Here is a 20,306-nt window from a genome sequence, read left to right on the forward strand (position 1 = left end):
GACTTTCCCGCCCGCGCCCGTTTCCGGCTCTCTTGACAAGCCCCGCTCTTCGCCTCCCGATCTGGCCAAAACGGTCCCTCGATCACGCGATGCGACCTGTCCAGGGGAGGTGGCGGAAAGATGAGCCATGTTGACGCCGAACCGGCAATGCCGGCCGAACGGGTGCTGGAGGTGGAGAACCTCAGGATCGCCTTTGCGGCGCAAAGCAAGACGCCGATCGAAGTCGTGCGCGGCGTCTCGTTTCACATCGACCGGGGCGAGACTCTGGCCCTCGTCGGGGAATCGGGCAGCGGGAAATCCGTGACGGCCATGACCCTGATGCGCCTCACGGAGCATGACGGGGCCACGATCACCGAAGGTTCGATCAGGCTGCGGGGACGCGAGGGACGGGTCATGGAGATCACGCGCATCCCGCTGGACAAGATAATCGATGTCCGCGGGGCGGATGTCTCCATCGTCTTTCAGGACCCGATGTCCAGCCTCAACCCGGTCTTCACCGTCGGCGAGCAGATATGCGAGGCCATCGTCCAGCATCAGGGCAAGTCGATGCGCGAGGCCGAACAGATCGCGCTGAAAACGCTGCAGCTCGTTCGCGTGCCCGATGCCGCGCGGCGGATGAAGCAATATCCGCACGAGTTCTCCGGAGGCATGCGCCAGAGGGTCATGATCGCCATGGCGCTCTCCTGCAAGCCGTCGCTTCTCATCCTGGATGAACCGACCACCGCGCTTGATGTCACCATTCAGGCCCAGATTCTCGATCTGGTGCGTTCGCTTCAGGAGGAAATCGGCATGTCCGCCCTCTTCATTACGCATGATATGGGCGTTGTTGCAGAAGTCGCCGACCGCGTCTGCGTGATGTACAACGGAGCGCTTGTGGAACAGGGCGACGTTTTCTCGATTTTCGAGGCGCCCCGGCATGAATACACCAAGGCACTGATTGCCGCCGTTCCACAGCTTGGCAGCATGGCGGAAACGGACATGCCCGCCAAGTTCCCGCTCGTGGAGTTCTCGCGGAACCGCAATGCCGGAGCAGGCGCATGACCGGGCCTTCGCAAAACCAAGATGCCCGGCCGCTTCTGGAGGTCGAGAACCTCGTCACCCGCTTCGACCTGCGCTCGGGCCTGTTTGGCCGGGTCACCGAGCGCGTTCACGCGGTCGAGAATGTTTCATTCTCCATCGCGCGTGGCGAAACCCTCGCGCTTGTCGGAGAATCCGGCTGCGGGAAATCGACCATCGCGCGCACCGTGATGCATCTCGACCGCCCCGTCTCCGGCTCTATCCGCTTTGAAGGCGAGGAAACGGTCGGCGTATCGTCGCAGAAGCTGCAATCATTTCGCCGTCACGTGCAGATGGTGTTTCAGGATCCGTTCGCCTCGCTGAACCCGCGCATGACCATCGCCCGCGCGCTGATCGACCCGATGCTGGTGCAGGGTGCGGGCGGGTCCCGCGCAGACATGCGCAGGAAGGCAGCGGAACTTCTGAAACGGGTGGAACTGAACGAAACCCATCTCGACCGCTATCCGCACGCCTTTTCCGGAGGCCAGCGGCAGCGCATCTGCATTGCGCGCGCGCTCGCCCTCGATCCAAAGCTCCTGATAGCGGACGAAGCAGTGGCATCGCTCGACGTGACCATTCAGGCGCAGGTGATCAATCTCTTGATGGACCTGCAGGCGGAACTCGGCATTTCGCTCCTGTTCATCAGCCACGACATGGCGGTGGTGGAACGCGTGGCGCACCGGGTTGCGGTGATGTATCTCGGCGAGATCGTCGAGATTGGCGACAGGCGCTCCGTCTTCGGAAACCCGCAGCACCCCTATACCCGCAAGCTTCTGGGCTCGGTTCCGGTGGCCGATCCGCGCCGCCGGCCGGAACGGCGCACCCTGATGGTCGATGAGATTCCAAGCGCCGTACGCCCTCCCGATTACACGCCCGTGCAACGGCCCATGCACAGGATTTCCGACACGCATTTCGTGCGCGCGGAAAGCCATGCGGCCTGATTGTCCGGGGAAGCAGAGCAACGCCCGCCGGCGGCCCGTGTGACAAATGATGAAAGGTCTAGAACTCATGAACGATGGGACTTTGCCCCCCGGTCTCCCGAACGGCACACCGGTATGGTGGCGCAATCCGGACGCCCTCCCCGTCGACGCTGCGATGGCGCGAAGCTCGCTTGATGGCGAAATGGTGAAAGAGGCCGAAGACGCGTGGGAATGGTATGGCCCGCTTCTGGCGCAGCTGTTTCCTGAAACCAGGGCCGATGGCGGCCGCAATCGTTCGGACCTGCGGGAACTGCCCCGGATAGCCGGGATGATCGGGCTGAAACGCGGGCGACTTCTCGCAAAATGCGATTACGCCCTGCAGACCACCGGCAGCATCAAGGCGCGCGGCGGTGTGTTCGAGGTACTGACACACGCCGTCGACATAGCCCGGGAAGCCGGACTTGTGGAGGATGGCGACGACCTTTCGAAGCTCGCGACGCCGGAGGCGAAAGCGTTCTTTGCCAGGCACCGGCTTCTCGTCGGTTCGACGGGCAATCTGGGTTACAGCGTCGGTCTGGCCGGGTGCAGGCTCGGTTTCGACGTCGAAGTGCACATGTCGCACGACGCCAAGCAGTGGAAGAAAGACCGGCTCACCGCGCTTGGAGCCTGCGTGGTGGAGCATGGCAGCGATTTCTCGCAGGCCGTGTGCGCCGCGCGCGAGGCGGCGGACAGAAAGGCCGACAGCCATTTTGTCGATGATGAACGCTCGATCACGCTGTTCATGGGCTATGCAGCGGCCGCGCGCGAACTTGCAGACCAGCTTGAAGAGGCCGGCATCCCCGTGGACGCCGATCACCCGCTGCATGTCTATCTGCCATGCGGCGTGGGCGGCGCGCCCGGTGGCGTCACATTTGGTCTGAAACGCGTTTTTGGAGACGCCGTGCGCTGCATTTATGTCGAGCCCGTCGCATCGCCCTGCATGCTGGTGCAGTTGGCGCTTGGCACGGACCGTCCGGTCAGCGTCTATGATTTCGGCCTGGACAACCGGACAATCGCCGATGGTCTGGCCGTCGCGCAGGCTTCCCAGCTCGTGGCCCGCGAGACCCGGCACATGGTCGAAGGCATAGCCACCGTCAGCGACAATTCCCTGCTGGTCTGGCTCACGCATATGTGGGGTCTTGAAAAGATGCGACTTGAACCTTCGGCCGCTTCGGGGTTTGCTGCACTTGTCGAATTCGGGGGGGAGATAGAAGTGCCGGACAGCGACAGGGAGATCACGCGTGTGATCTGGACGACCGGCGGCGCGTATCAGCCCGAAACGGAGTTCGCAGTCGCTCTGGCACGAGGAAACGATCTGATTTCGTCAATGTAAAAGCACGCATTTCTGGGAGGTATGCAAATGATGAACCTGACATTATCGCGCAGGGTGTTTCTTGCCGGCGCAACGGCCCTGTCCGTTCTGGCAGGCGGTTCGACCGCGACACTGGCGGCAGCGCCGGCCGACACGCTTGTCATCGCCAAGCCGGCCGATCCGCAGTCGCTCGACCCTGCCGTGACGATGGACAACAACGACTGGACCGTGACTTACCCGGCCTATCAGCGCCTCATGAAATATGAGACGAAGGACGGGAAAGGACTGACCAGCGTGACAGGCGACCTGGCCGACAGCTGGGAAGCCTCTGAAGACGGCCTCACCTGGACCTTCAAGCTGAAGGACGGGCAGAAATTCGATGACGGCACTGCCGTTGATGCGAATGCCGTGAAGTTTTCTTTCGACCGGCTGTTTCGCATTGGTCAGGGCCCCTCGGAAGCGCTGCCGAGCGGTGTGGAAGTGACCGTTGTCGATCCGATGACCGTCTCGTTCAAGCTGGGCGAGACCTACGCTCCCTTCCTTTATGCACTGGCAAACAATGGCGCTGCCATCGTCAACCCAAAGGTTGCCGAACAGGGAGACGATGACGGCAAGGCGTATCTCGCCTCCAACACCGCCGGCTCGGGCCCATATCGCCTGGCCAACTGGGAACGCGGCCAGACCATCACGATGGAGCCCAATCCGCATTATGGCGGCGACAAGCCCGCCATCGACAAGATGCGCATCGTCATCATCGGTGAGGCTTCCGCACGGCGACTGCAGCTTGAGGCAGGCGATGTGGACATTGCCGAAGCCCTGCCGGAAGACCAGCTCGAGGCGCTGGAGAGCAAGGACGGCATCGCGGTCCAGAACTATCCGAGCCTGCGCGTCACCTATCTCTACATGAACAACCAGAAGGCGCCGCTCGACAATGCCGACGTGCGCAGGGCGATCTCCTATGCGGTTGACTATGAGGGGCTGATCGACGGCATTCTCAATGGCAATGGCAAGCAGATGCACGGCCCGATCCCGGATGGCATGTGGGGACGCGACGAGAGCGTCATCCAGTACAACCGCAATGTCGACAAGGCCAAGGAACTGCTCGCAAGCGCCGGGGCCGATGGCGCGGAGATCACCTTCCTCTACTCCGATGTCGACCCGAACTGGGAGCCCATCGCCATCGCAACCCAGGCCAATCTGGCCGAGATCGGGCTGAACGTTAAACTGGAGAAGCTTGCCAACGCCACCATGCGCGAACGCTTCGACACGGGCGATTTCGGCATGGCGACAGGCAACTGGACCCCGGATTTCGCTGATCCCTACATGTTCACCAGCTACTGGTTCGATTCCGATCGCCACGGCCTTGCCGGCAACCGGTCCTGGTACACGAACGAGAAGGTCGACGAGCTCCTGAGGAAAGCGGCGCTGAGCAGCGATCAGGCAGAGCGCGAGAAGCTCTATGCCGAGGTGCAGAAGATCGTCACCGACGAAGCGGCTTACGTCTATCTCTTCCAGAAAGACTACCGCATCGCCATGCGCGACAATGTCGAAGGGTTCGTTTTCAACCCGATGCTCCTGGACATCTACAACATCGCCGGCATGAGCAAGTGATGCACGGCTGAAACGACATGCACCGCCCGGGAGCAAATGGCCGTTCCGGGGCGGTGCACGGGTCACGTCCAGCAGAATTCAGGTGAAGGTGAACTGTGCAATATCTGAATGTGATAAGGAAACGACTGCTTTTCCTTGCTCTTGTGGTGGTCGGCGTGTCGATGATCACCTTCGCCATTTCGCATCTCATCCCCGGCGATCCAGCCATGCTGGTTGCGGGCGACCGGGCCACCCCTGAAATCGTCGAGCGTGTTCGTGAAGACATGGGGCTCAACAAGCCTCTGCCCGAACAATACTGGATCTATCTCAAGGGCATTCTCTCCGGCGATCTGGGAACCTCCCTGCGCACACGCAGGCCCGTTGCAGAAGACCTCAAACTCTATTTTCCGGCGACGATGGAACTGGCGCTTGTGGCGCTGATGCTGGCGACAGCCGTTGGTGTTCCGCTTGGCGTTGCCTCGGCCGTATGGCGCGACAAGCCCATCGACCATCTGGTCCGCGCACTGGCGGTGACGGGCATTTCCACGCCGGCCTTCTGGCTCGGGCTTCTTCTGATTGTCCTGTTCTATGGCGACCTGGGAATTCTGCCGGGTGGCGGACGGATAAATCCTGACATACCCCGCCCACCCACGATAACCGGCTTTCTTCTGATCGACTCTCTCCTTGCCGGCGACATGACGGCCTTCACCAGCGCCCTCCGCCACATCATCCTGCCAGCACTTACACTCGGCTTCGTGCATCTGGGCGTGGTCGCCCGGCAAATCCGTTCGGCCATGCTGGAAGAGCTGCAGCAGGACTATGTGCGCACCGCGCGCGCCAATGGCCTCAGCCGCCGCAGCGTCATCTTCCGGGAGGCGCTGCCCAATGCGCTCATCCCGTCGGTCACAGTCATGGGGCTGGCTCTCGGCGATCTTCTCTATGGGGCGGTTCTCACTGAGACGGTTTTCGCCTGGCCCGGCATGGGTGCCTATGTGGTCAATTCCATTCAGGCACTGGATTTCCCGGCCGTGATGGGCTTCACCGTCGTGGTGTCCTTCGCCTATGTCCTCGTCAATCTGGCCGTCGACCTCCTCTACATGGTGATCGATCCTCGCATCAGGAGCGTCAACTGATGGCGGAAGCACAAAGCACGGCCAAAAGGTCCAGATTCGACTTCGGATATTTCGGCTACCAGCTGAAGCGCAGCCCTCTCACCATGGTAGGCCTGATCATGGTGGTTCTGGTTCTCATCGTGGTGATATTCGCGCCTGTTTTCGCCACGCACGACCCCAACGCCATCGACCTGCGCGCAAGGCTGGCACCGCCCTCGATGGCGCACTTCTTCGGTACGGACGAAGTCGGTCGCGACATCTATAGCCGCATACTCTTTGGCGGCCGACAGTCCATCGCCGTCGGTTTCTTCGTCGTGTTTCTGGCCGGCCTCACAGGAACGGTTCTGGGGGCGCTGTCCGGCCTGATCGGCGGACGCACGGATACGGCGATCATGCGCCTGATGGACGTGGTTCTTTCCGTTCCCTCGCTGGCGCTGATCCTGGCGCTTGCCGCAGCGCTTGGCCCCAGCCTGGTCAACGCGGCGCTTGCCATCGCGATCGTGCGGATACCCTTCTATGTGCGGCTCGTGCGCGGACAGGCGCTTATCGTTCGCGAGATGGCCTATGTGAAGGCGGCCCACACGTTCCGCGCGGGGCGGCTGCACATATTGCGATGGCATATCCTGCCGAACACGCTCTCTCCCGTGATCGTGCAGGGCACGCTGGACCTCGGCAGCACGATCCTCCTCGCCTCGGCGCTCAGCTTCATTGGCCTTGGTGCGCAGCAGCCCACGGCCGAGTGGGGCGCGATGGTAGCGACGGGGCGAAACTACATTCTCGACCAGTGGTGGTATTCGGGCTTCCCCGGCTTTGCGATCCTGTTCACCGCCACCGGCTTCAATCTTTTCGGCGACGGCGTGCGCGACATGCTCGACCCGCGCCAGAAAGCACGCTGACATGCGCAAGACCGTTCTGGATATCGACAATCTGTCTCTCGAATTCCCTGTCTACAAGGGCACGGTCAGCGCGGTGAACCGCGTCTCCCTCCATGTGCAGGAGGGAGAGATCGTCGGTATTGTCGGTGAATCGGGCTCCGCGAAATCCGTCACCGCCATGACCGCGATGCGCCTGCTACCGAGCGAATCCTTCAGGATTCGTTCTGGCCGCATCACCCTGCTCGGCCAGGACATGCTCGCTCTCAGCGAGCAGAAGCTTGCATCAATGCGTGGCCGCGATGTTGCAATGATCTTTCAGGAACCGCTGACCGCCCTGAACCCGACCAAAAAGGTCGGCGCACAGATGCTCGGCGTCATCCGGCTGCACACAAAGCTGAGCGAGCGTGAGGCCAGGCTCCACGCGATCAAGCTGCTGACGGACATGCGCATCAACGATGCCGAGGAAATTCTCGAACGCTATCCATTCGAGCTGTCCGGCGGCATGCGACAGCGCATTCTCATCGGGCTGGCCTTCGCCTGTTCGCCCAAACTCCTGATCGCCGACGAACCGACCACCGCACTCGATGTGACGGTTCAGAAACAGGTGCTGCAATTGCTGCGCCAGAAGGCCCGGGAGCTGAACACGGCCATTCTGTTCATCTCGCATGACCTGGCCGTCGTGTCTCAATTCTGCGACCGGCTTTATGTGATGTATGCCGGATCGGTGGTGGAAACAGGGCCTACACGGGAGGTGCTGCGCGCGCCGAAACACCCCTATACGCAGGCTCTGATCCGCGCCCTGCCCGAGAGCGCGAAGCCGGGACAACCGCTGCGGTCGATCCGTGGCGTCGTTCCAAACCTGACCGGCATGCCGACCGGCTGCGCCTTCCGTGAAAGATGCGACAGCGCTTTCGAGGCCTGCAGCGCCATTCCTCCGCTGTTTTCGCTTGATGAGGACAACCGTGCATCGGCCTGCTGGCTGTGTGAGAAGGAGCATGCGGCATGAGCGCCGGCAAAACACACGACACCGTGCTGGAGCTTTCCGACATCAGCGTCCGCTTTCCCTCAGGCTCCGACTGGCTGGGCAGGCCCACATCGCATGTGCACGCGCTGAATGGGGTGGATCTCGATGTTCAGCGCGGCGAAACGCTGGGCATTGTCGGGGAATCGGGCTGCGGCAAGAGCACGCTCGCGCAGGTGCTGCTTGGGCTTCTTCAGCCGAGCGAAGGCCTTGTTTCAGGCGCGGCCGCGAGCGACGAGTCCGCATTGCAGATCGTGTTTCAGGATCCGCAGTCATCCCTGAATTCACGCATGCGCGTCTGGCGCGTGATCACCGAGCCGGTCTTCGCGCGACAGCGCAAATCGACGACGGAACTGCGGCGGCTGGCCGTGGAGCTTGCCGCCAAGGTGGGGCTGCGCGAGGAGACGCTGGACCGATACCCGCATGAGTTTTCGGGTGGTCAGAGACAGCGTATAGCGATTGCCCGGGCGCTCTCTTCCGATCCCGATGTGATCGTGCTCGACGAGCCAACCTCGGCGCTCGACATTTCGGTTCAGGCGCAGATCCTCAACCTGCTCGATGAGCTGCAGCGTGAACGCAGTCTCACCTACATCTTCATCTCGCACGACATATCGGTGATCAGCCATATGTGCCGCCGCGTGGCAGTTATGTATCTCGGCCAGATCGTCGAGATCGGCGACGCCGCAAGCCTGCTGACGCACCCGCGCCACCCCTATACGCAGCTTCTTCTGGGCAGTGTTCCCACGCTCGATGAAGACGGGCTTGACGAACTGATCGAGGACACCGAATTGCCGAGCAACCGCCGGCTTCCCAGTGGCTGCTTCTTCTTTGATCGCTGTTCCTTCGCCACCGAGGCGTGCCGGCAGCCGCAACAGCTCATCGACGGCGTGCGATGCTGCCGCGCGGAAGAGCTTGCCCTGACAGCGGCCGGATAGCCGGCCGCCTGCCGTTTTGCCAAATAGTCAGGCCGTCAGCCAGCGCTCCAGATTGGCGGCAACGAAGGCGTCGTCGTTGAGTTCGGGATAATCCCGGCAGATGCGCTCGAGCTCTTCCATCTGGCCGGGCCCCATGGTCTCGTCCGGATTGAGGCACCAGGTTCCTTCAAGCAGGCCCTGCCGACGCAGGACTTCGTGCAGGCAGGCGATGCAGCCGGCAAAATCGTTTGCCACGTCGAACAGAACGCCATTGGCGTCGGTGGTGCGGGCGTCGAACTCCAGCCACTCGCTGGCGCTCCTGCCGTCGGGGCGCTCATGGATCTCTTCGAGCAGCTCCACGGCCCTGCGCGTCCAGACCGACCAGTGCCCCAGAAGCCCACCCTTGATCCGCACGCTGACCGGCTCACCATCGCGCATGAAGGTAAACTTCGTCATCAGATCGGAGACGATGTGATCGTCATTGCCGGTGTAGAGCGTGATGCGGTCTTCCGCGCGGGCGTCGATCACCGCGCGCACCACGTCGAGCGTGCGGTAGCGATTGAACGGCGCCATCTTGATCGCCACCACATTCTCGATCTCGGCGAAACGTCGCCAGAATGCATAGGGCAGAGGCTGCCCGCCAACGGCGGTCTGCAAATAGAAGCCCACCACCGGGATGACACCGGCAACGGCGCGGCAATGAGCGATCAGTTCGTCCATGCTCGCATCGCGCATCGCCGCCAGGCTGAGAAGCACGGCGTGATACCCCTTGGAGCGTGCAAGCTCGGCCTCGCGCACGGCCTGTTCGGTCTTGCCGACCGCGCCGGCCACCATGAAGGGGGTGCTCGCATGGGCGTTCGCTTCTTCCGCCGCCAGCGAAAGAACCGGCTCCAGAAGACCATGATCGCGGATCTCGAACTGCGTGGTGTGAACCGCCACGGCGAGCCCGATGGAGCCCGCATCGAGGTAGTAACGCGACAACGCACGCTGACGGCGTTCATCGAGCCGGCGGTCGGCATCAAGCGCCAGCGGATGCGCCGGGATCACGCCTCCCTTGCGCAGTGCGGCAAGCGGCGTTGCGGGAAGATCGCTGATTTTCATGTTGAAACTTTCGTTGTCAGGCCTTCGGCATGGAAGGCAGGTCCTGTCCGCCGGCCTCCGGGCGCAGATAACCCAGAATGACCTCGATCACGTGCTCGCGGCGCTGCGCGAGCACTTCGGACGTCTTCGGCAGGCCGAAGATCGCCGACAGTGTCGACCGGTTGGCAATGAAGAAGTAGCAGATGCTTGCGATGGAGATGTAGAGCTGCACGGGATCGACGCCGGAGCGGAACTTGCCCTCGCCCTGCCCGCGCTCCAGGATCGTCTCGATCATCGCCACGAGCGGGCTGTTGAGGTCCCGCGCCTTGACCGAATGAGCCACATGCACGCCACCGTGCATGTTCTCATCATTGATGAGCGATATGAACTCCGGGTGCGCGCTCACATAGTCGAAAGAGAAACCGATAAGCTCCCGCATGGCAGCCACCGGCTCGCGGTGGGCCAGGTCGAGCTGACGCTCGGCGCTGCGGATGGCCTCGTAATTCCTCTCCAGAACAGTGCTGAACAGGGCCTCCTTGTTACCGAAATAGTGGTAAATCAGGGCCTTGTTACAGCGCGCACGCTTGGCGATCGCGTCGATGCGCGTTCCCTTCAGTCCTTTCTTCGCAAACTCCTTCGAGGCAGCGTTGAGAATGCGGGCGCGCGTCGCCGCTGCGTCGCGCGTCGCCTTCTGGCCCGTTCCGGACCCGTTTTTCTTCGCTGCCCCGGCGCCGGCCGTGGGCCGGTCAGTATTTTCCATCGCGCACCTCGAAATGGGTCGGCTTGCCAAGCGAGCGGCCGCCCTCTTTCATCCAATCTGCCGTCCACTCTATCAGCCGCGGCAGCGGGACGGAGGGATAGCCAAAGAGTTTCTGCTGCAGGCTCGTGTCAACGATCCATGCCCGCTCCTGCTCGGAACCTTCCAGAACCGGCTCCTTGCCGAAGAACTCGCCAAACTTCTGCGCGAGGCTGCGCACATTGACCAGTTCCGGACCCGAAAGGTTGAGCACAAAGGGCGGATTATCCGCGTATGCCAGCGACTGCAACGCAATGTCGTTTGCATCGCCCTGCCAGATAACATTGCAATGGCCGCTGTCGATCTGCACGGGCTCGCCCTGCTGCACCGCATTGGCGACATCGTGCAGAACGCCATAACGCATGTCGATTGCGTAGGAGAGACGGATCAGCGCCACGCGCGTGCCATGCACGCTGGCGAAATGCTCGAACATGCGCTCGCGGCCCACGCAGGAATTGGCGTATTCGCCGGGCGGGTCGAGCACCACATCTTCACGCGCGCCCTGCTCGGTGATCTTGACGAACGGATAAACGCAGGCCGTCGAGAAGGCGACGATGCGCGAGTCCTTGAACGCCTCGGCGACAATCGCAGGAACCTGAACATTCATGGCCCAGGTCAGGCCCTGATTGCCGCTGGAACCGAATTTGCGGCCAGCCATGAAAAGCACATTCTCCGTCTTTTCGAGGCTTTCCACCGCTTCGCGGTCGAGAAGATCGCATGAAACGGTCTCGATACCCCAGCCTTCCAGCTTTTCTTTCAGCCCCGGCTCGGAGAAACGGGCGACGCCGATGACGCGCTTGTGGGGCGCGGCGCGCTTGGCCATGCGCGCAAGCGTCGGCCCCATCTTGCCGCCAACGCCAAGAATGGTGATGTCGCCATCCAGCTCGGCGAGGACGGAAACAAGGCGGTCGCTCGGCTGCGACAGCAGGTCTTCGAGCTGGGCTTCATCCAGAACGGTGTCAGGCAGGGATCGGGTCATGGTCTCAGTCTCCTGTGCCGGCATGTCCGGCATCGCTTTTGTTGAGGCTATCGAAAGTCCAGTCGGCAGCGCGTGTGCGCTGACCGAGGTCGGGCAGGCAGGCGAACCCCATGCCGGGGACCTGCAATGAGGCAATGTCGAGCGCGCCGCCATTGATGGCGGTGACGATGGAAGAACCCTCGCGCCGATAAAGATCGGGATGGGCGGCCAGAGCGGCCTCCGCCTCACCGGCGGGCAAATGCTCAAGGCCATGGAAATAGTGGTGGCCGTTGCGCTCCACATGCGTGATGCCAAGCGCCGCCACGACCGCGAGATCGGCCTGAAGCGACACCACCGGCAGACAGGTGAGATCTTCCGCCGACTGGAAGTAGACGCCCGGCCCCGCTTCGCGATTGCGCGTTTCGGCAATCATCGCGTTCAGCAGGGAGCGGATGACGCCCTTGCAGTTCTTGTGGCTCACACCGTGATAGCCAAGCGCAATCGCCTCATGATAGGCGCTCGTCCAGCCATCGGCCTCGTCGATCAGAAGTGGCTTTCCGATTGTCTTGAGAGCCCTGGGATCGAGCGGCGCGGAAAGCGCGACCGAGCGTTCCAGCGGCTGCTCGATGAAAAGGATCGCATCATAGAAGCGATCAAGCGCCGGATTGCCGCGAATGGCGTCCATCAACGCGGCGAACTCCTCAAGCCGGCTGTATTGCTCATTGCCGTCGAGCGTCAGGGCAAATGTCCTGCCGGTCCGATCCATCAGCCCTGCGATGCGCTCCAGTCGCGCCATGTCCGATGCCGGATCACCGGAAATCTTGATCTTGAGATAGCTGAGATCGTCCTGCTCGATATAGTCTGCAAGCGTTTCGGGCAGGCCGTCATCAAGCCGGTCAGCCGACGCGATGTCGCCAGCCTCAATCGGATCGACCAGACCGACCGTATGGCGCAGTCCGATGCGCTCCAGTGGCTTTTCGGGAAGGATCGAGGCCGGCGGCATGCCCGCAAGCTCGGGAAAGACCGCGCCGCCATCAATGCCGAACGCATTGCCGCGCACCATGCCGAAGAAGCTCTGCCCGGTTGACCTGCCCAGCGCATCGATGATGGCGCGCTCCACCATTGAGACGCCAAAGGAAGCGCCAAGCCTGTTGAAACCGGCTGCGACAGCGCGACGGTCGACTTCTTCATCAAGCTGCCGCCAGAGCGTGAACAGGGAGCCCTCCGGCAGGTTTCTGGCGACGGCGAGTGCTTCCTCGACCACCCAGAGGAGGTCTGCAACATTGTCGGCTGGCGTCTTTTCCGGCCGCTTGTCGAACCATTTGTAGGCGAGAAGGTCGGAGGCATAGCCCAGAACCGGCTTGCCATCGACGAAAACCTCAAGCTCCAGCGTCGCGCTGGCAGCGGCTTCCATGGTCACCACGCCGAAGCGGAACGGCATGCGCGCAAAGGCATTGGCAATGCCGATGCGGCCACCGATGACCTTGAGTTTGGTCGTGCTCATGCACACTCCTCCCGCATTTCCAAAAGTCCCCGGACATAGCCTGCGGCGAAGGCCGCAACACCCGGCCCATCGGGGTGGTAGTCGAACGGTTCCACGGCGATGACGCCGTCATAATCATGCCGGACGAGGCAATCGACGATTGGTGCAAACCGGTCTGCGCCAAGGCCCGGCCCGCGCTTGGAGCGGTCGTTGAAATGGATGTGGCGCACATGGCCGCCGGGCAGAAAACGGTCCAGAACCGCTTCTGCGGGTTCGGCTTCGCCGCCCACCGCCGCATAGGTGTCGAGCATGGTCGCAAAGCCGGGCGAGCCAATGGCTTCGACAAGCTTCACCGCTTCGGCAACCGTGTTCACGAAATCGTCCATTGAGGGTGCAAGCGGTTCGATGCAGTAAAGAACACCGGCATGCGCCGCCGCATCCGCTGCTGCAGCGAGATGCGCCATGGCAATGTCGCGCGCATGCTCGGGCGAAGCCGCGTCGCGCAACTGGCGCTGTCCGGGCGAACCGTGAACAAGAACGCTGCCGCCCAGATCGGCGCAGAGCTCGACCATCGCCAGCATGTGATCGCGGGTGCGCGCGGCCAAAGCGGCATCGTCGCTCGTAAGGGAGAGCCCTTCCGGGGCGGTCAGAAGCCAGTGCAGGCCGGTGATTTCAAGGCCATGGTCGGCAGCCATCTGCCGCAAACGGCGACGCTCGGCGGCGGGAACGGAGGCAGGCTCATCCGACAGGGTGAAGGGAGCAACCTCCAGCCCGTCATAACGCAGCGCGCTGGCCAACCGGCACTGTTCCTCGAAAGAGAGATCGCGCAGCACTTCATTGCACAGAGAAAGTTTCATCACGTCACCCCGGCAACCGAACGAGGAAGAGATCGGTGAAAACGAAGTCGATGGCGAACGCCGCAACTCCGGCCAGCACCAGACCACCGATCACGAGCTTCCAGATGGGCAGGCTTCGTTCGGTGTCGATCAGCTCCGCCCCCACCGTGAAGACGAAGATGAAAAGCGCCGTGGCCAGGATGAACGGCATGTGGCCGAACAGAAGCGTTCCATAAAGAAGCACCATCACGATGGTGAAGATCGTGCGGGCCGCGCTGGCGCGGGTCCATTCCGTGATGCTTGGCCGCGCACCTTCAGCCAACACCCGGCCCGACATGCCGCGCAGCAGAAGCACGACGCCCAGAACGCAGAGAACCGCGCTCAGAAGCCCCGGCGTGAGACCGGGCACGGTGAAAGGGTCTGCGCCCCGCGCCTCGAAACGCGGCATGCGCAGCGAGCCGACCAGCCCGGCAGCGCCCATCACCGCCACCACGATGCCGGAGATGAAATCGGTCCTGTTGATGGTGCGCATGCTCATGCTCCCTTCTCCAGTGCGATCTGCGGCAGCGGTTCCCGCACAAGCGCGCGGTCGATGGCTTCAAGAAGGGCCGCCATTTCCAGAGCGCCCTCATCGGCGGCGCACAGGGTCGGCCCACCGCTTTCGATGACGGATGCGAACAGATCGAAGCTCTTTGCCAGAAGAGATGACGGTGTAACCCCGATCACCTGTTCGCTGGTCATTGCGCCCGGTGAAACCTTCCAGCCCCCGGCCGACGGTGTGTAGGAAACCTGCGCCTGCGTGAGCGTATTGCGGTTGAAATCGATGACGATGTTGCCGGCATCGCCGATCAGTCGCAGCCGCTTTGTGGTCACCGCGCCCTGCATGAACCCGTCTTCCACCTCGCCACAGGCAAGGACGCCAAGCCGCAGATTGCCGGATATGCCTTCCTCGAAAGCAAGATCGATGCGGATGTCATCGTCCTTGTCCGCGCCGAGCAGGCTTACCCCACGGGCCTCGACCGAGCGCACGGGAACGCCTGCCAGATGGCGCATGAGATCGAGGAAATGCACGCCGTCATTTTCGATGATGGTGGAATCGTCGCGCATGCGCTTCCATCCCGAGAAGTCGCCTTCGACCGCCAGCAGGCGGCCGATGGCCCTCGACGCTATAAGCGCCTTCGCCTTTTCGACGAGCGGATGACAGCGCAGAACGAAGCCGATCTGGACGGCGCAGCCTGAGGCATCAACCGCAGCCATCAGCTGCCGCGCCTCATCCAGCGACGTGACTGCCGGCTTCTCGATGAAAACGTGTTTGCCACGCGCGAGAGCCGCCAGAGCCACGGGCAGGTGCAAACGCGGCGGCGTGACGATGTCGACGATATCGACCTGATCCAGATAGACGGACGGATCCTCCGCAACATACCCGAGGCCGAGGGCGCGCGCCCTTTCGCGGGCAGACGGATCGGGATCGCTGATGAACAGGCGCGGGGCCGTCATGGTTTGCCGCCAGGCGGCGGCATGCTGCGCGCCGAACGCGCCAAAGCCGCACAGGAGAACGTTTCGCACCGTCATTGTGCACCTCCCCGCGCAAACCGCGCACGGAAGGCGGCGACGCGGCGACGCACGGGCGGCAGGCTGAAAATAATGATGAGAAAGACCAGCGAAGCGATTACCGCACTTATCGGGCGCGTTACGAAGGGCAGCGGATCGCCCTGCGTCAATGCGAGGCTGCGGCGCAGATTGTTGTCGAGGATCGGCCCAAGCACGACACCGAGGATCATCGGCGCGACCGGGAAACCGGCCTCGCGCATCATGAAGCCGATCAGGCCGAAACCGATCATGACCCAGACATCGAAGATGCGGCCGGCAATGGCGAATGCGCCGACGGTGCACAGCACGAAGATGATGCCCATCAGCCATTCACGCCGCACGCGCAGGATGAGCAGCAGCGGCCGCGTGAGAAGAAGGCCGAGGGTCAGCATGGCGCAGCTCGCCCAGAAAACCATGGCGACAACCGAATAGAAGAAGTCGGCCTGCGTGATCATGATCAGCGGTCCGGGGCGCAGGCCATGGATGATCATGGCGGCGAGCAGAACAGCAGCCGGCGCGGAACCGGGAATGGCAAGGGTCAGAACCGGGATCAGCGCACCGGGCACGGCGGCGTTGTTGCCGGTCTCGGCGGCGAGCAGCCCCTCGGTCGAGCCCTGCCCGTATTCTTCCTTGCGCTTGGAAGCGCGCTTTGCGGCAGCGTAGGAAACCCACGCGCCCATATCCTCGCCGACACCGGGAACAACGCCCATGAACGTGCCGATGAAGCCGGACCGCAGCCAGGTGCGCGCATGGCCGAAGGAGGAAAGCGCGGAGCGGAAGACGCCCGTCACCTTGCCGGCGACGGCGCGGGTCGCTTCCTGCCGCATGACGATGAAGACTTCCGTGCAGCCAAACGCGCCGACGAGTACCGGGAGAAGGCCGAAGCCGCCTTCAAGGTCACGAATGCCGTAGGAGAAGCGGGCATAGGCATGGATGCTCTCCTGCCCGACCATGGCGACGAGCAGACCGAAGAAACCGGCGATCCAGCCTTTCAGCGCGTCATCCATGGCGGTGAGCTGGCCGCAAAGGACAATGCCGAAGACGGCAAGCCAGAAAAACTCGAAGGAGGTGAAATCAAGCGCGAATTCCGCAAGCCATGGGGCAACCAGCGCCAGTCCGACCATTCCCACGACCGACCCCAGAAAGGAGCCGGTGGTCGCAACGGCCATCGCCTCGCCTGCGCGCCCTTTCCGGGCAAGCGGGAAACCTTCCAGAGCGGAAGCCGCATTGGCCGGCGTGCCGGGAATGTTGAGCAGAATGGCCGTGCGTCCGCCGCCATAGATCGCGCCGATGTAAACGCAGATCAGAACCAGGATCGCCGTGTTCTGCTCCATCGCGAAGGTCAGCGTGGTCACAAGGGCAACGCCCAGCGTGGCCGTGAGGCCCGGGATCATGCCAACGGTGATGCCGAGGAGCGTTGCCCAGAAAACAACGATGATCTGCGCGGAAAAACCGATCTCGGCGATCGCGCTCAGGAAATGAGTGAGTCCGTCCATGGCCATGCTTGTCGACAGGAGGGATCAGCGCGGCCAGGAAGCTGGCAGCGGATACCTTCCGGTTGCGTATAGGCGAAACGTCAAGGCTCCCCCGCCTCACAGGAGGGGGAGCCGCAATTCCAGCCCTATTCGGGGCGCGGAATGCCGAATTTGCTCGGATCGTTCGGCGCAGCGCCGCTGTCGAACTGCTGCCAGGCATTGATCGAGAGGAAGGGCAGCGCGGTCTTCGCGGCTTCCTCGCCATGGGTCGCCTTGAACAGCGCACCGCGCTCGGCGGCGTGCTTCTTCATGACGTCGGAATTGGCTATCTTTTCCGCCCAGACCTTGTCCATGGCGTCGAGCACTTCCTTGGGCGCATCGGCAGGAATGTAGATGCCGAAGAAGTTCGGCGCGCTGGCAACCTCCGGCAGCCAGTCGGTGACCGGCGGAACCGTGCCATAGCCCTGAAGCTCAAGCGGTTGGTCGGCAATGACAGCGAGAGGACGCAGACGCCCGGCGCGGATCATGTCCACCTGCTCGGTCGCCGTCTGCGCGGTAAACTGCGTCTCGCCCGAAACCGTGGAGATTACGGCGGGGTTGCCGCCTTCATAGACGATCTGGCGGAACTTGATGCCGGGCGCGGCCTTCTCAAGCGCCTGCATGGAGATCGCCGTGGCGGAGGAAAGCCCGCCGGAAGAAACCGTGATCGGCTCGCTTCCCGACTTCATGGCTTCCAGAAGATCGCCGAAATCCTCCCACTCGCTGTCGGCGCGTACCGAGACGAGGCCCGGATTGGCCACGTGGAGGTAAAGACGCCACTGATCGAGGTTCGCGTCGAGCGTTCCGAAAACGGGATAGGCCCCGAGATCGGCAGCCGCGCCGGCGGCCATGGTCATGCCGTCATGCGGCGCTTCCCAGACGGCGCGTGTGCCAACGGAGCCCGATGCGCCGGGCTGATTGAGAATGACGAAGTTCTGGCCGAAAGCCTTGCTCAGCTCTCCCGCGACGACGCGGGTGACAGTATCGGTGGAGCCGCCAGCGGACCACGGGACGATGATCGTCACCGGTTCAGTGGGCTTCCACTCCTCGGCGAAAGCCGGAGCGGCAAGCAGCGCTGACGCTCCGAAAGCCGCAGAAATCAAGCGTGCGGCAAGTGTCTTGCTCTTCATTTTTGTTCCCCTAACTAACCAAACGGTTAGATAATTAGTGATGTCTTTTGGCTTTCTGTCAAGCGCTTTTGTCGCAGGCTGCCGAGACGCGCGCGCCATATGTGCCGGCAAACGAATGCAAACCCGCCCGCAATGGCCCGCGGCTGGGGCCGAAGACAGCCCCCTGCCCCGCTCTGGAAAAAATGCGTGATGAAGCAGCCCGCGCGCCTCGGCGAGAGAGCGGCAAGACAGACAAGACGGCGTGTCCCGGCTATTGATGGCGCATCGGAACGAGCGGAACTTCTAGCCCGTTCTCTATCCCTTAACGGCGCCTGCCATCATCGTTCCGCTGATCTTGCGGTACATGACCAGTCCGAGAAGCATGGGCGGCAATGCGCCGACCATCATCACGGCAGCGGCCACGCCCCATTGCACGCCGCCGCCGGAAGCGGCGAAGAAGAACGATGCGCCGACCGTTACGGGCACAGCCTTCGAGGTCGTCAGCATCAGGCCGAACAGGAACTCGTTCCACGCGGTGATGAAGCCGAAGATCATGCTGGTCACAATTGCCGGACGGATGACGGGCGCAATGATCTTCACCAGAATCCCCGGCCGGCTCACGCCGTCGATCATGGCCGCTTCATCGAGCTCGAAAGGCACATCCGATATGGCGTTGACGAGAATGATCAGCACCAGCGGGATGTTGACGATGGTCATCACAAGGCCGAGGCCGAACCGCGTGTCGAGCAGCCCCATAAACTGGAACATCATGTAGATGGGGATCGCGAAGATCACCAGCGGAACCGCCCGCAGATTGACGATCAGCGGCAGCAGCGTTTTCTCGCCGAAACGGCCGCGCACGATTGCATAGGCCGCCGGCAGCGCCAGAAGAACGGCCAGAAGCGTGCCCATCGCGGCAATGGCGAAGCTGTTGGCAAGATAGAGGAAAATGTTCAGCCGGTCCGAAACCGTGAGCACCGTCACATAGTTCTCAAGCGTCGGCGCATTGATCCACAGCCCCGGATTGGTCGAGATCTCACGCGCGCTCTTGAACGAGGTCACAAGCGTGACGATGAGCGGAAAGTTCATTGCAAAGGCGGCAAGGGCGAACACGGCCCAGCGGAGCGCGTTGAGCATCTATCGTCTCCTGCGCCGGGCAAAGCGGTTGAGGCCGTAAAGCACCATGAACGATGCCACAAAAAGGACGACCGAAGCCGCGACCGCCTTGCCGATGGCAGCCTGCTTGAAGAAGGCTTCGTAAATGTAGATCGACAGCGAAGTGGTGGAGCCGCCGGCCCCACTGCCGGTCAGCACGTAGACATTGTCGAAAACCCGGAAGCCATCGATGAAGCGGATCAGAAGCGCCGCCGCCAGTGTGGGCAACATCAGCGGTAGCTCGATGCGCCAGAAACGGGCAAACCCGGTCGCACCATCGATTGCAGCGGCTTCCCGAAGCTCCTCCGGAATTGCCTGATAGGCCATGTGGAACAGCAGGAAGGCGAAGGGCGTCCACTGCAGCGTCTCGACCACGATAAGCGTCCAGAAAGCCGAATTGGCACCGAGAAAGGCCGGGCTGTTTCCAAACCAGGCCCAGAGATAATGCGGCACGGGGCCGGCGAACTCGTGCAGAACGAGGCGATACATCAACCCCATCAAGGCCGGAGCCACCATGAGCGGCAGCATGAGAATGGCAATCGGCCAGCTGCGGTTCTTGAAAAGCGGGGCCAGAAAAACAGCCAGCCCAAGCCCGATCAGACATTCCAGAACAGCGGTCAGCAGGCCGAAGCGCAGGGAAAACCAATTGGCGCGCCAGAACGCCTCATCGGTGAGAACAGCGACGAAATTGCCGAAACCGGAGATCTGCGGACTGCGCAGCGTCTCGAAGCTGATTTCGGAAACCGAGTAGATCAGATTGACGATGGCCGGAAAGCCGAGACAGACCAGCAGAAACGCCATCAGCGGCGTGGCAAGCAGCGTCCATTCGGTGCGATGGGTCGTTTCCATGGTGCTTCTTGGTCTGTGATCCAGATCGGTTTGGTGGTCGGCGCTGCCCCTCATCCGCCTACCGGCGCCTTCTCCCCGCACACGGGGAGAAGAAAGA

Annotated in this window: 17 protein-coding genes and 1 pseudogene; 7 read left to right on the top strand and 11 right to left on the bottom strand. The window is 62.4% G+C overall.

The window, feature by feature from the left end; genetic code table 11:
• Window positions 1-120 precede the first annotated feature (120 nt).
• The 7 genes and pseudogenes from NDI72_RS22110 to NDI72_RS17990 all read left to right on the top strand — a co-directional run bounded on the left by NDI72_RS22110 (window position 121) and on the right by NDI72_RS17990 (window position 8,860).
• Window positions 121-1,997 (top strand): annotated as a pseudogene (locus NDI72_RS22110) (ABC transporter ATP-binding protein).
• A 67-nt stretch (window positions 1,998-2,064) separates the two neighbouring features.
• Window positions 2,065-3,348 carry a D-serine ammonia-lyase gene (dsdA, locus tag NDI72_RS17965; RefSeq protein WP_283801254.1) on the top strand — a complete coding sequence of 428 codons (1,284 nt, stop codon included), beginning with the start codon at window positions 2,065-2,067 and terminating at the stop codon, window positions 3,346-3,348.
• A 30-nt stretch (window positions 3,349-3,378) separates the two neighbouring features.
• Complete coding sequence (locus NDI72_RS17970; RefSeq protein WP_206994610.1) at window positions 3,379-4,938, top strand: ABC transporter substrate-binding protein; 1,560 nt, start codon at window positions 3,379-3,381, stop codon at window positions 4,936-4,938.
• A gap of 95 nt (window positions 4,939-5,033) precedes the next feature.
• Complete coding sequence (locus NDI72_RS17975; RefSeq protein WP_113156750.1) at window positions 5,034-6,050, top strand: ABC transporter permease; 1,017 nt, start codon at window positions 5,034-5,036, stop codon at window positions 6,048-6,050.
• The gene (gene ddpC, locus NDI72_RS17980) at window positions 6,050-6,925 is read left to right on the top strand and encodes a D,D-dipeptide ABC transporter permease (protein ID WP_283801255.1); all 876 of its coding nucleotides are present in this window, start codon (window positions 6,050-6,052) and stop codon (window positions 6,923-6,925) included. Before NDI72_RS17975 ends, ddpC begins: the two co-directional genes overlap by 1 nt.
• A gap of 1 nt (window position 6,926) precedes the next feature.
• A complete protein-coding gene (locus NDI72_RS17985; protein WP_283801256.1) occupies window positions 6,927-7,910 on the top strand; it encodes an ABC transporter ATP-binding protein in 984 nt (327 codons plus the stop codon).
• Entirely contained in the window at window positions 7,907-8,860 is a 954-nt protein-coding gene (locus NDI72_RS17990; RefSeq protein WP_283801257.1) for an oligopeptide/dipeptide ABC transporter ATP-binding protein, read from the top strand. The genes NDI72_RS17985 and NDI72_RS17990 overlap by 4 nt, the downstream gene beginning before the upstream one ends.
• 27 nt (window positions 8,861-8,887) lie before the next feature.
• Here the strand turns inward: NDI72_RS17990 and NDI72_RS17995 are convergent, their stop codons facing one another.
• From NDI72_RS17995 to NDI72_RS18045, 11 genes are all read right to left on the bottom strand, one after another.
• Window positions 8,888-9,940, bottom strand: a complete 1,053-nt coding sequence (locus NDI72_RS17995) for a dihydrodipicolinate synthase family protein (protein WP_283801258.1) — start codon at window positions 9,938-9,940, stop codon at window positions 8,888-8,890.
• Between the two features lie 16 nt (window positions 9,941-9,956).
• Window positions 9,957-10,679: a TetR/AcrR family transcriptional regulator gene (locus tag NDI72_RS18000; RefSeq protein ID WP_283801259.1), complete on the bottom strand. Its 723-nt coding sequence runs from the start codon at window positions 10,677-10,679 to the stop codon at window positions 9,957-9,959.
• Window positions 10,666-11,694, bottom strand: coding sequence for an NAD-dependent epimerase/dehydratase family protein (locus NDI72_RS18005; protein ID WP_206994615.1), 1,029 nt, complete (start codon window positions 11,692-11,694; stop codon window positions 10,666-10,668). Before NDI72_RS18005 ends, NDI72_RS18000 begins: the two co-directional genes overlap by 14 nt.
• A 4-nt stretch (window positions 11,695-11,698) precedes the next feature.
• On the bottom strand, window positions 11,699-13,177 hold the full coding sequence (locus NDI72_RS18010; RefSeq protein WP_283801260.1) for an enolase-like domain-containing protein: 1,479 nt from the start codon (window positions 13,175-13,177) through the stop codon (window positions 11,699-11,701).
• The gene (locus tag NDI72_RS18015) at window positions 13,174-14,013 is read right to left on the bottom strand and encodes a sugar phosphate isomerase/epimerase family protein (protein ID WP_283801261.1); all 840 of its coding nucleotides are present in this window, start codon (window positions 14,011-14,013) and stop codon (window positions 13,174-13,176) included. Before NDI72_RS18015 ends, NDI72_RS18010 begins: the two co-directional genes overlap by 4 nt.
• 4 nt (window positions 14,014-14,017) lie before the next feature.
• A complete protein-coding gene (locus tag NDI72_RS18020; protein ID WP_206548505.1) occupies window positions 14,018-14,530 on the bottom strand; it encodes a tripartite tricarboxylate transporter TctB family protein in 513 nt (170 codons plus the stop codon).
• A complete protein-coding gene (locus tag NDI72_RS18025) occupies window positions 14,527-15,564 on the bottom strand; it encodes a Gfo/Idh/MocA family protein (RefSeq protein WP_283801263.1) in 1,038 nt (345 codons plus the stop codon). The genes NDI72_RS18020 and NDI72_RS18025 overlap by 4 nt, the downstream gene beginning before the upstream one ends.
• Window positions 15,561-17,078 (bottom strand): tripartite tricarboxylate transporter permease, encoded by a 1,518-nt coding sequence (locus tag NDI72_RS18030; RefSeq protein WP_283801264.1) that lies wholly within the window; start codon window positions 17,076-17,078, stop codon window positions 15,561-15,563. The genes NDI72_RS18025 and NDI72_RS18030 overlap by 4 nt, the downstream gene beginning before the upstream one ends.
• Window positions 17,079-17,203: 125 nt before the next feature.
• Window positions 17,204-18,226 carry a Bug family tripartite tricarboxylate transporter substrate binding protein gene (locus NDI72_RS18035; RefSeq protein ID WP_206548502.1) on the bottom strand — a complete coding sequence of 341 codons (1,023 nt, stop codon included), beginning with the start codon at window positions 18,224-18,226 and terminating at the stop codon, window positions 17,204-17,206.
• 294 nt (window positions 18,227-18,520) lie between these two features.
• Complete coding sequence (locus NDI72_RS18040; protein WP_283801266.1) at window positions 18,521-19,342, bottom strand: carbohydrate ABC transporter permease; 822 nt, start codon at window positions 19,340-19,342, stop codon at window positions 18,521-18,523.
• Window positions 19,343-20,209: a carbohydrate ABC transporter permease gene (locus tag NDI72_RS18045; protein WP_283801267.1), complete on the bottom strand. Its 867-nt coding sequence runs from the start codon at window positions 20,207-20,209 to the stop codon at window positions 19,343-19,345.
• Between the last annotated feature and the right edge of the window lie 97 nt (window positions 20,210-20,306).

The organism is Nitratireductor sp. GZWM139 (genome assembly GCF_030068685.1).
Lineage (GTDB): Bacteria > Pseudomonadota > Alphaproteobacteria > Rhizobiales > Rhizobiaceae > Nitratireductor > Nitratireductor aquimarinus.

Coding starts and splice junctions, on each gene's coding strand:
- dsdA (WP_283801254.1), top strand. CDS start 2,065: ATGAACGATGGGACTTTGCCCCCCGGTCTCCCGAACGGCACACCGGTA.
- NDI72_RS17970 (WP_206994610.1), top strand. CDS start 3,379: ATGAACCTGACATTATCGCGCAGGGTGTTTCTTGCCGGCGCAACGGCC.
- ddpC (WP_283801255.1), top strand. CDS start 6,050: ATGGCGGAAGCACAAAGCACGGCCAAAAGGTCCAGATTCGACTTCGGA.
- NDI72_RS17985 (WP_283801256.1), top strand. CDS start 6,927: ATGCGCAAGACCGTTCTGGATATCGACAATCTGTCTCTCGAATTCCCT.
- NDI72_RS17990 (WP_283801257.1), top strand. CDS start 7,907: ATGAGCGCCGGCAAAACACACGACACCGTGCTGGAGCTTTCCGACATC.
- NDI72_RS17995 (WP_283801258.1), bottom strand. CDS start 9,940: ATGAAAATCAGCGATCTTCCCGCAACGCCGCTTGCCGCACTGCGCAAG.
- NDI72_RS18000 (WP_283801259.1), bottom strand. CDS start 10,679: ATGGAAAATACTGACCGGCCCACGGCCGGCGCCGGGGCAGCGAAGAAA.
- NDI72_RS18005 (WP_206994615.1), bottom strand. CDS start 11,694: ATGACCCGATCCCTGCCTGACACCGTTCTGGATGAAGCCCAGCTCGAA.
- NDI72_RS18010 (WP_283801260.1), bottom strand. CDS start 13,177: ATGAGCACGACCAAACTCAAGGTCATCGGTGGCCGCATCGGCATTGCC.
- NDI72_RS18015 (WP_283801261.1), bottom strand. CDS start 14,013: ATGAAACTTTCTCTGTGCAATGAAGTGCTGCGCGATCTCTCTTTCGAG.
- NDI72_RS18020 (WP_206548505.1), bottom strand. CDS start 14,530: ATGAGCATGCGCACCATCAACAGGACCGATTTCATCTCCGGCATCGTG.
- NDI72_RS18025 (WP_283801263.1), bottom strand. CDS start 15,564: ATGACGGTGCGAAACGTTCTCCTGTGCGGCTTTGGCGCGTTCGGCGCG.
- NDI72_RS18030 (WP_283801264.1), bottom strand. CDS start 17,078: ATGGACGGACTCACTCATTTCCTGAGCGCGATCGCCGAGATCGGTTTT.
- NDI72_RS18035 (WP_206548502.1), bottom strand. CDS start 18,226: ATGAAGAGCAAGACACTTGCCGCACGCTTGATTTCTGCGGCTTTCGGA.
- NDI72_RS18040 (WP_283801266.1), bottom strand. CDS start 19,342: ATGCTCAACGCGCTCCGCTGGGCCGTGTTCGCCCTTGCCGCCTTTGCA.
- NDI72_RS18045 (WP_283801267.1), bottom strand. CDS start 20,209: ATGGAAACGACCCATCGCACCGAATGGACGCTGCTTGCCACGCCGCTG.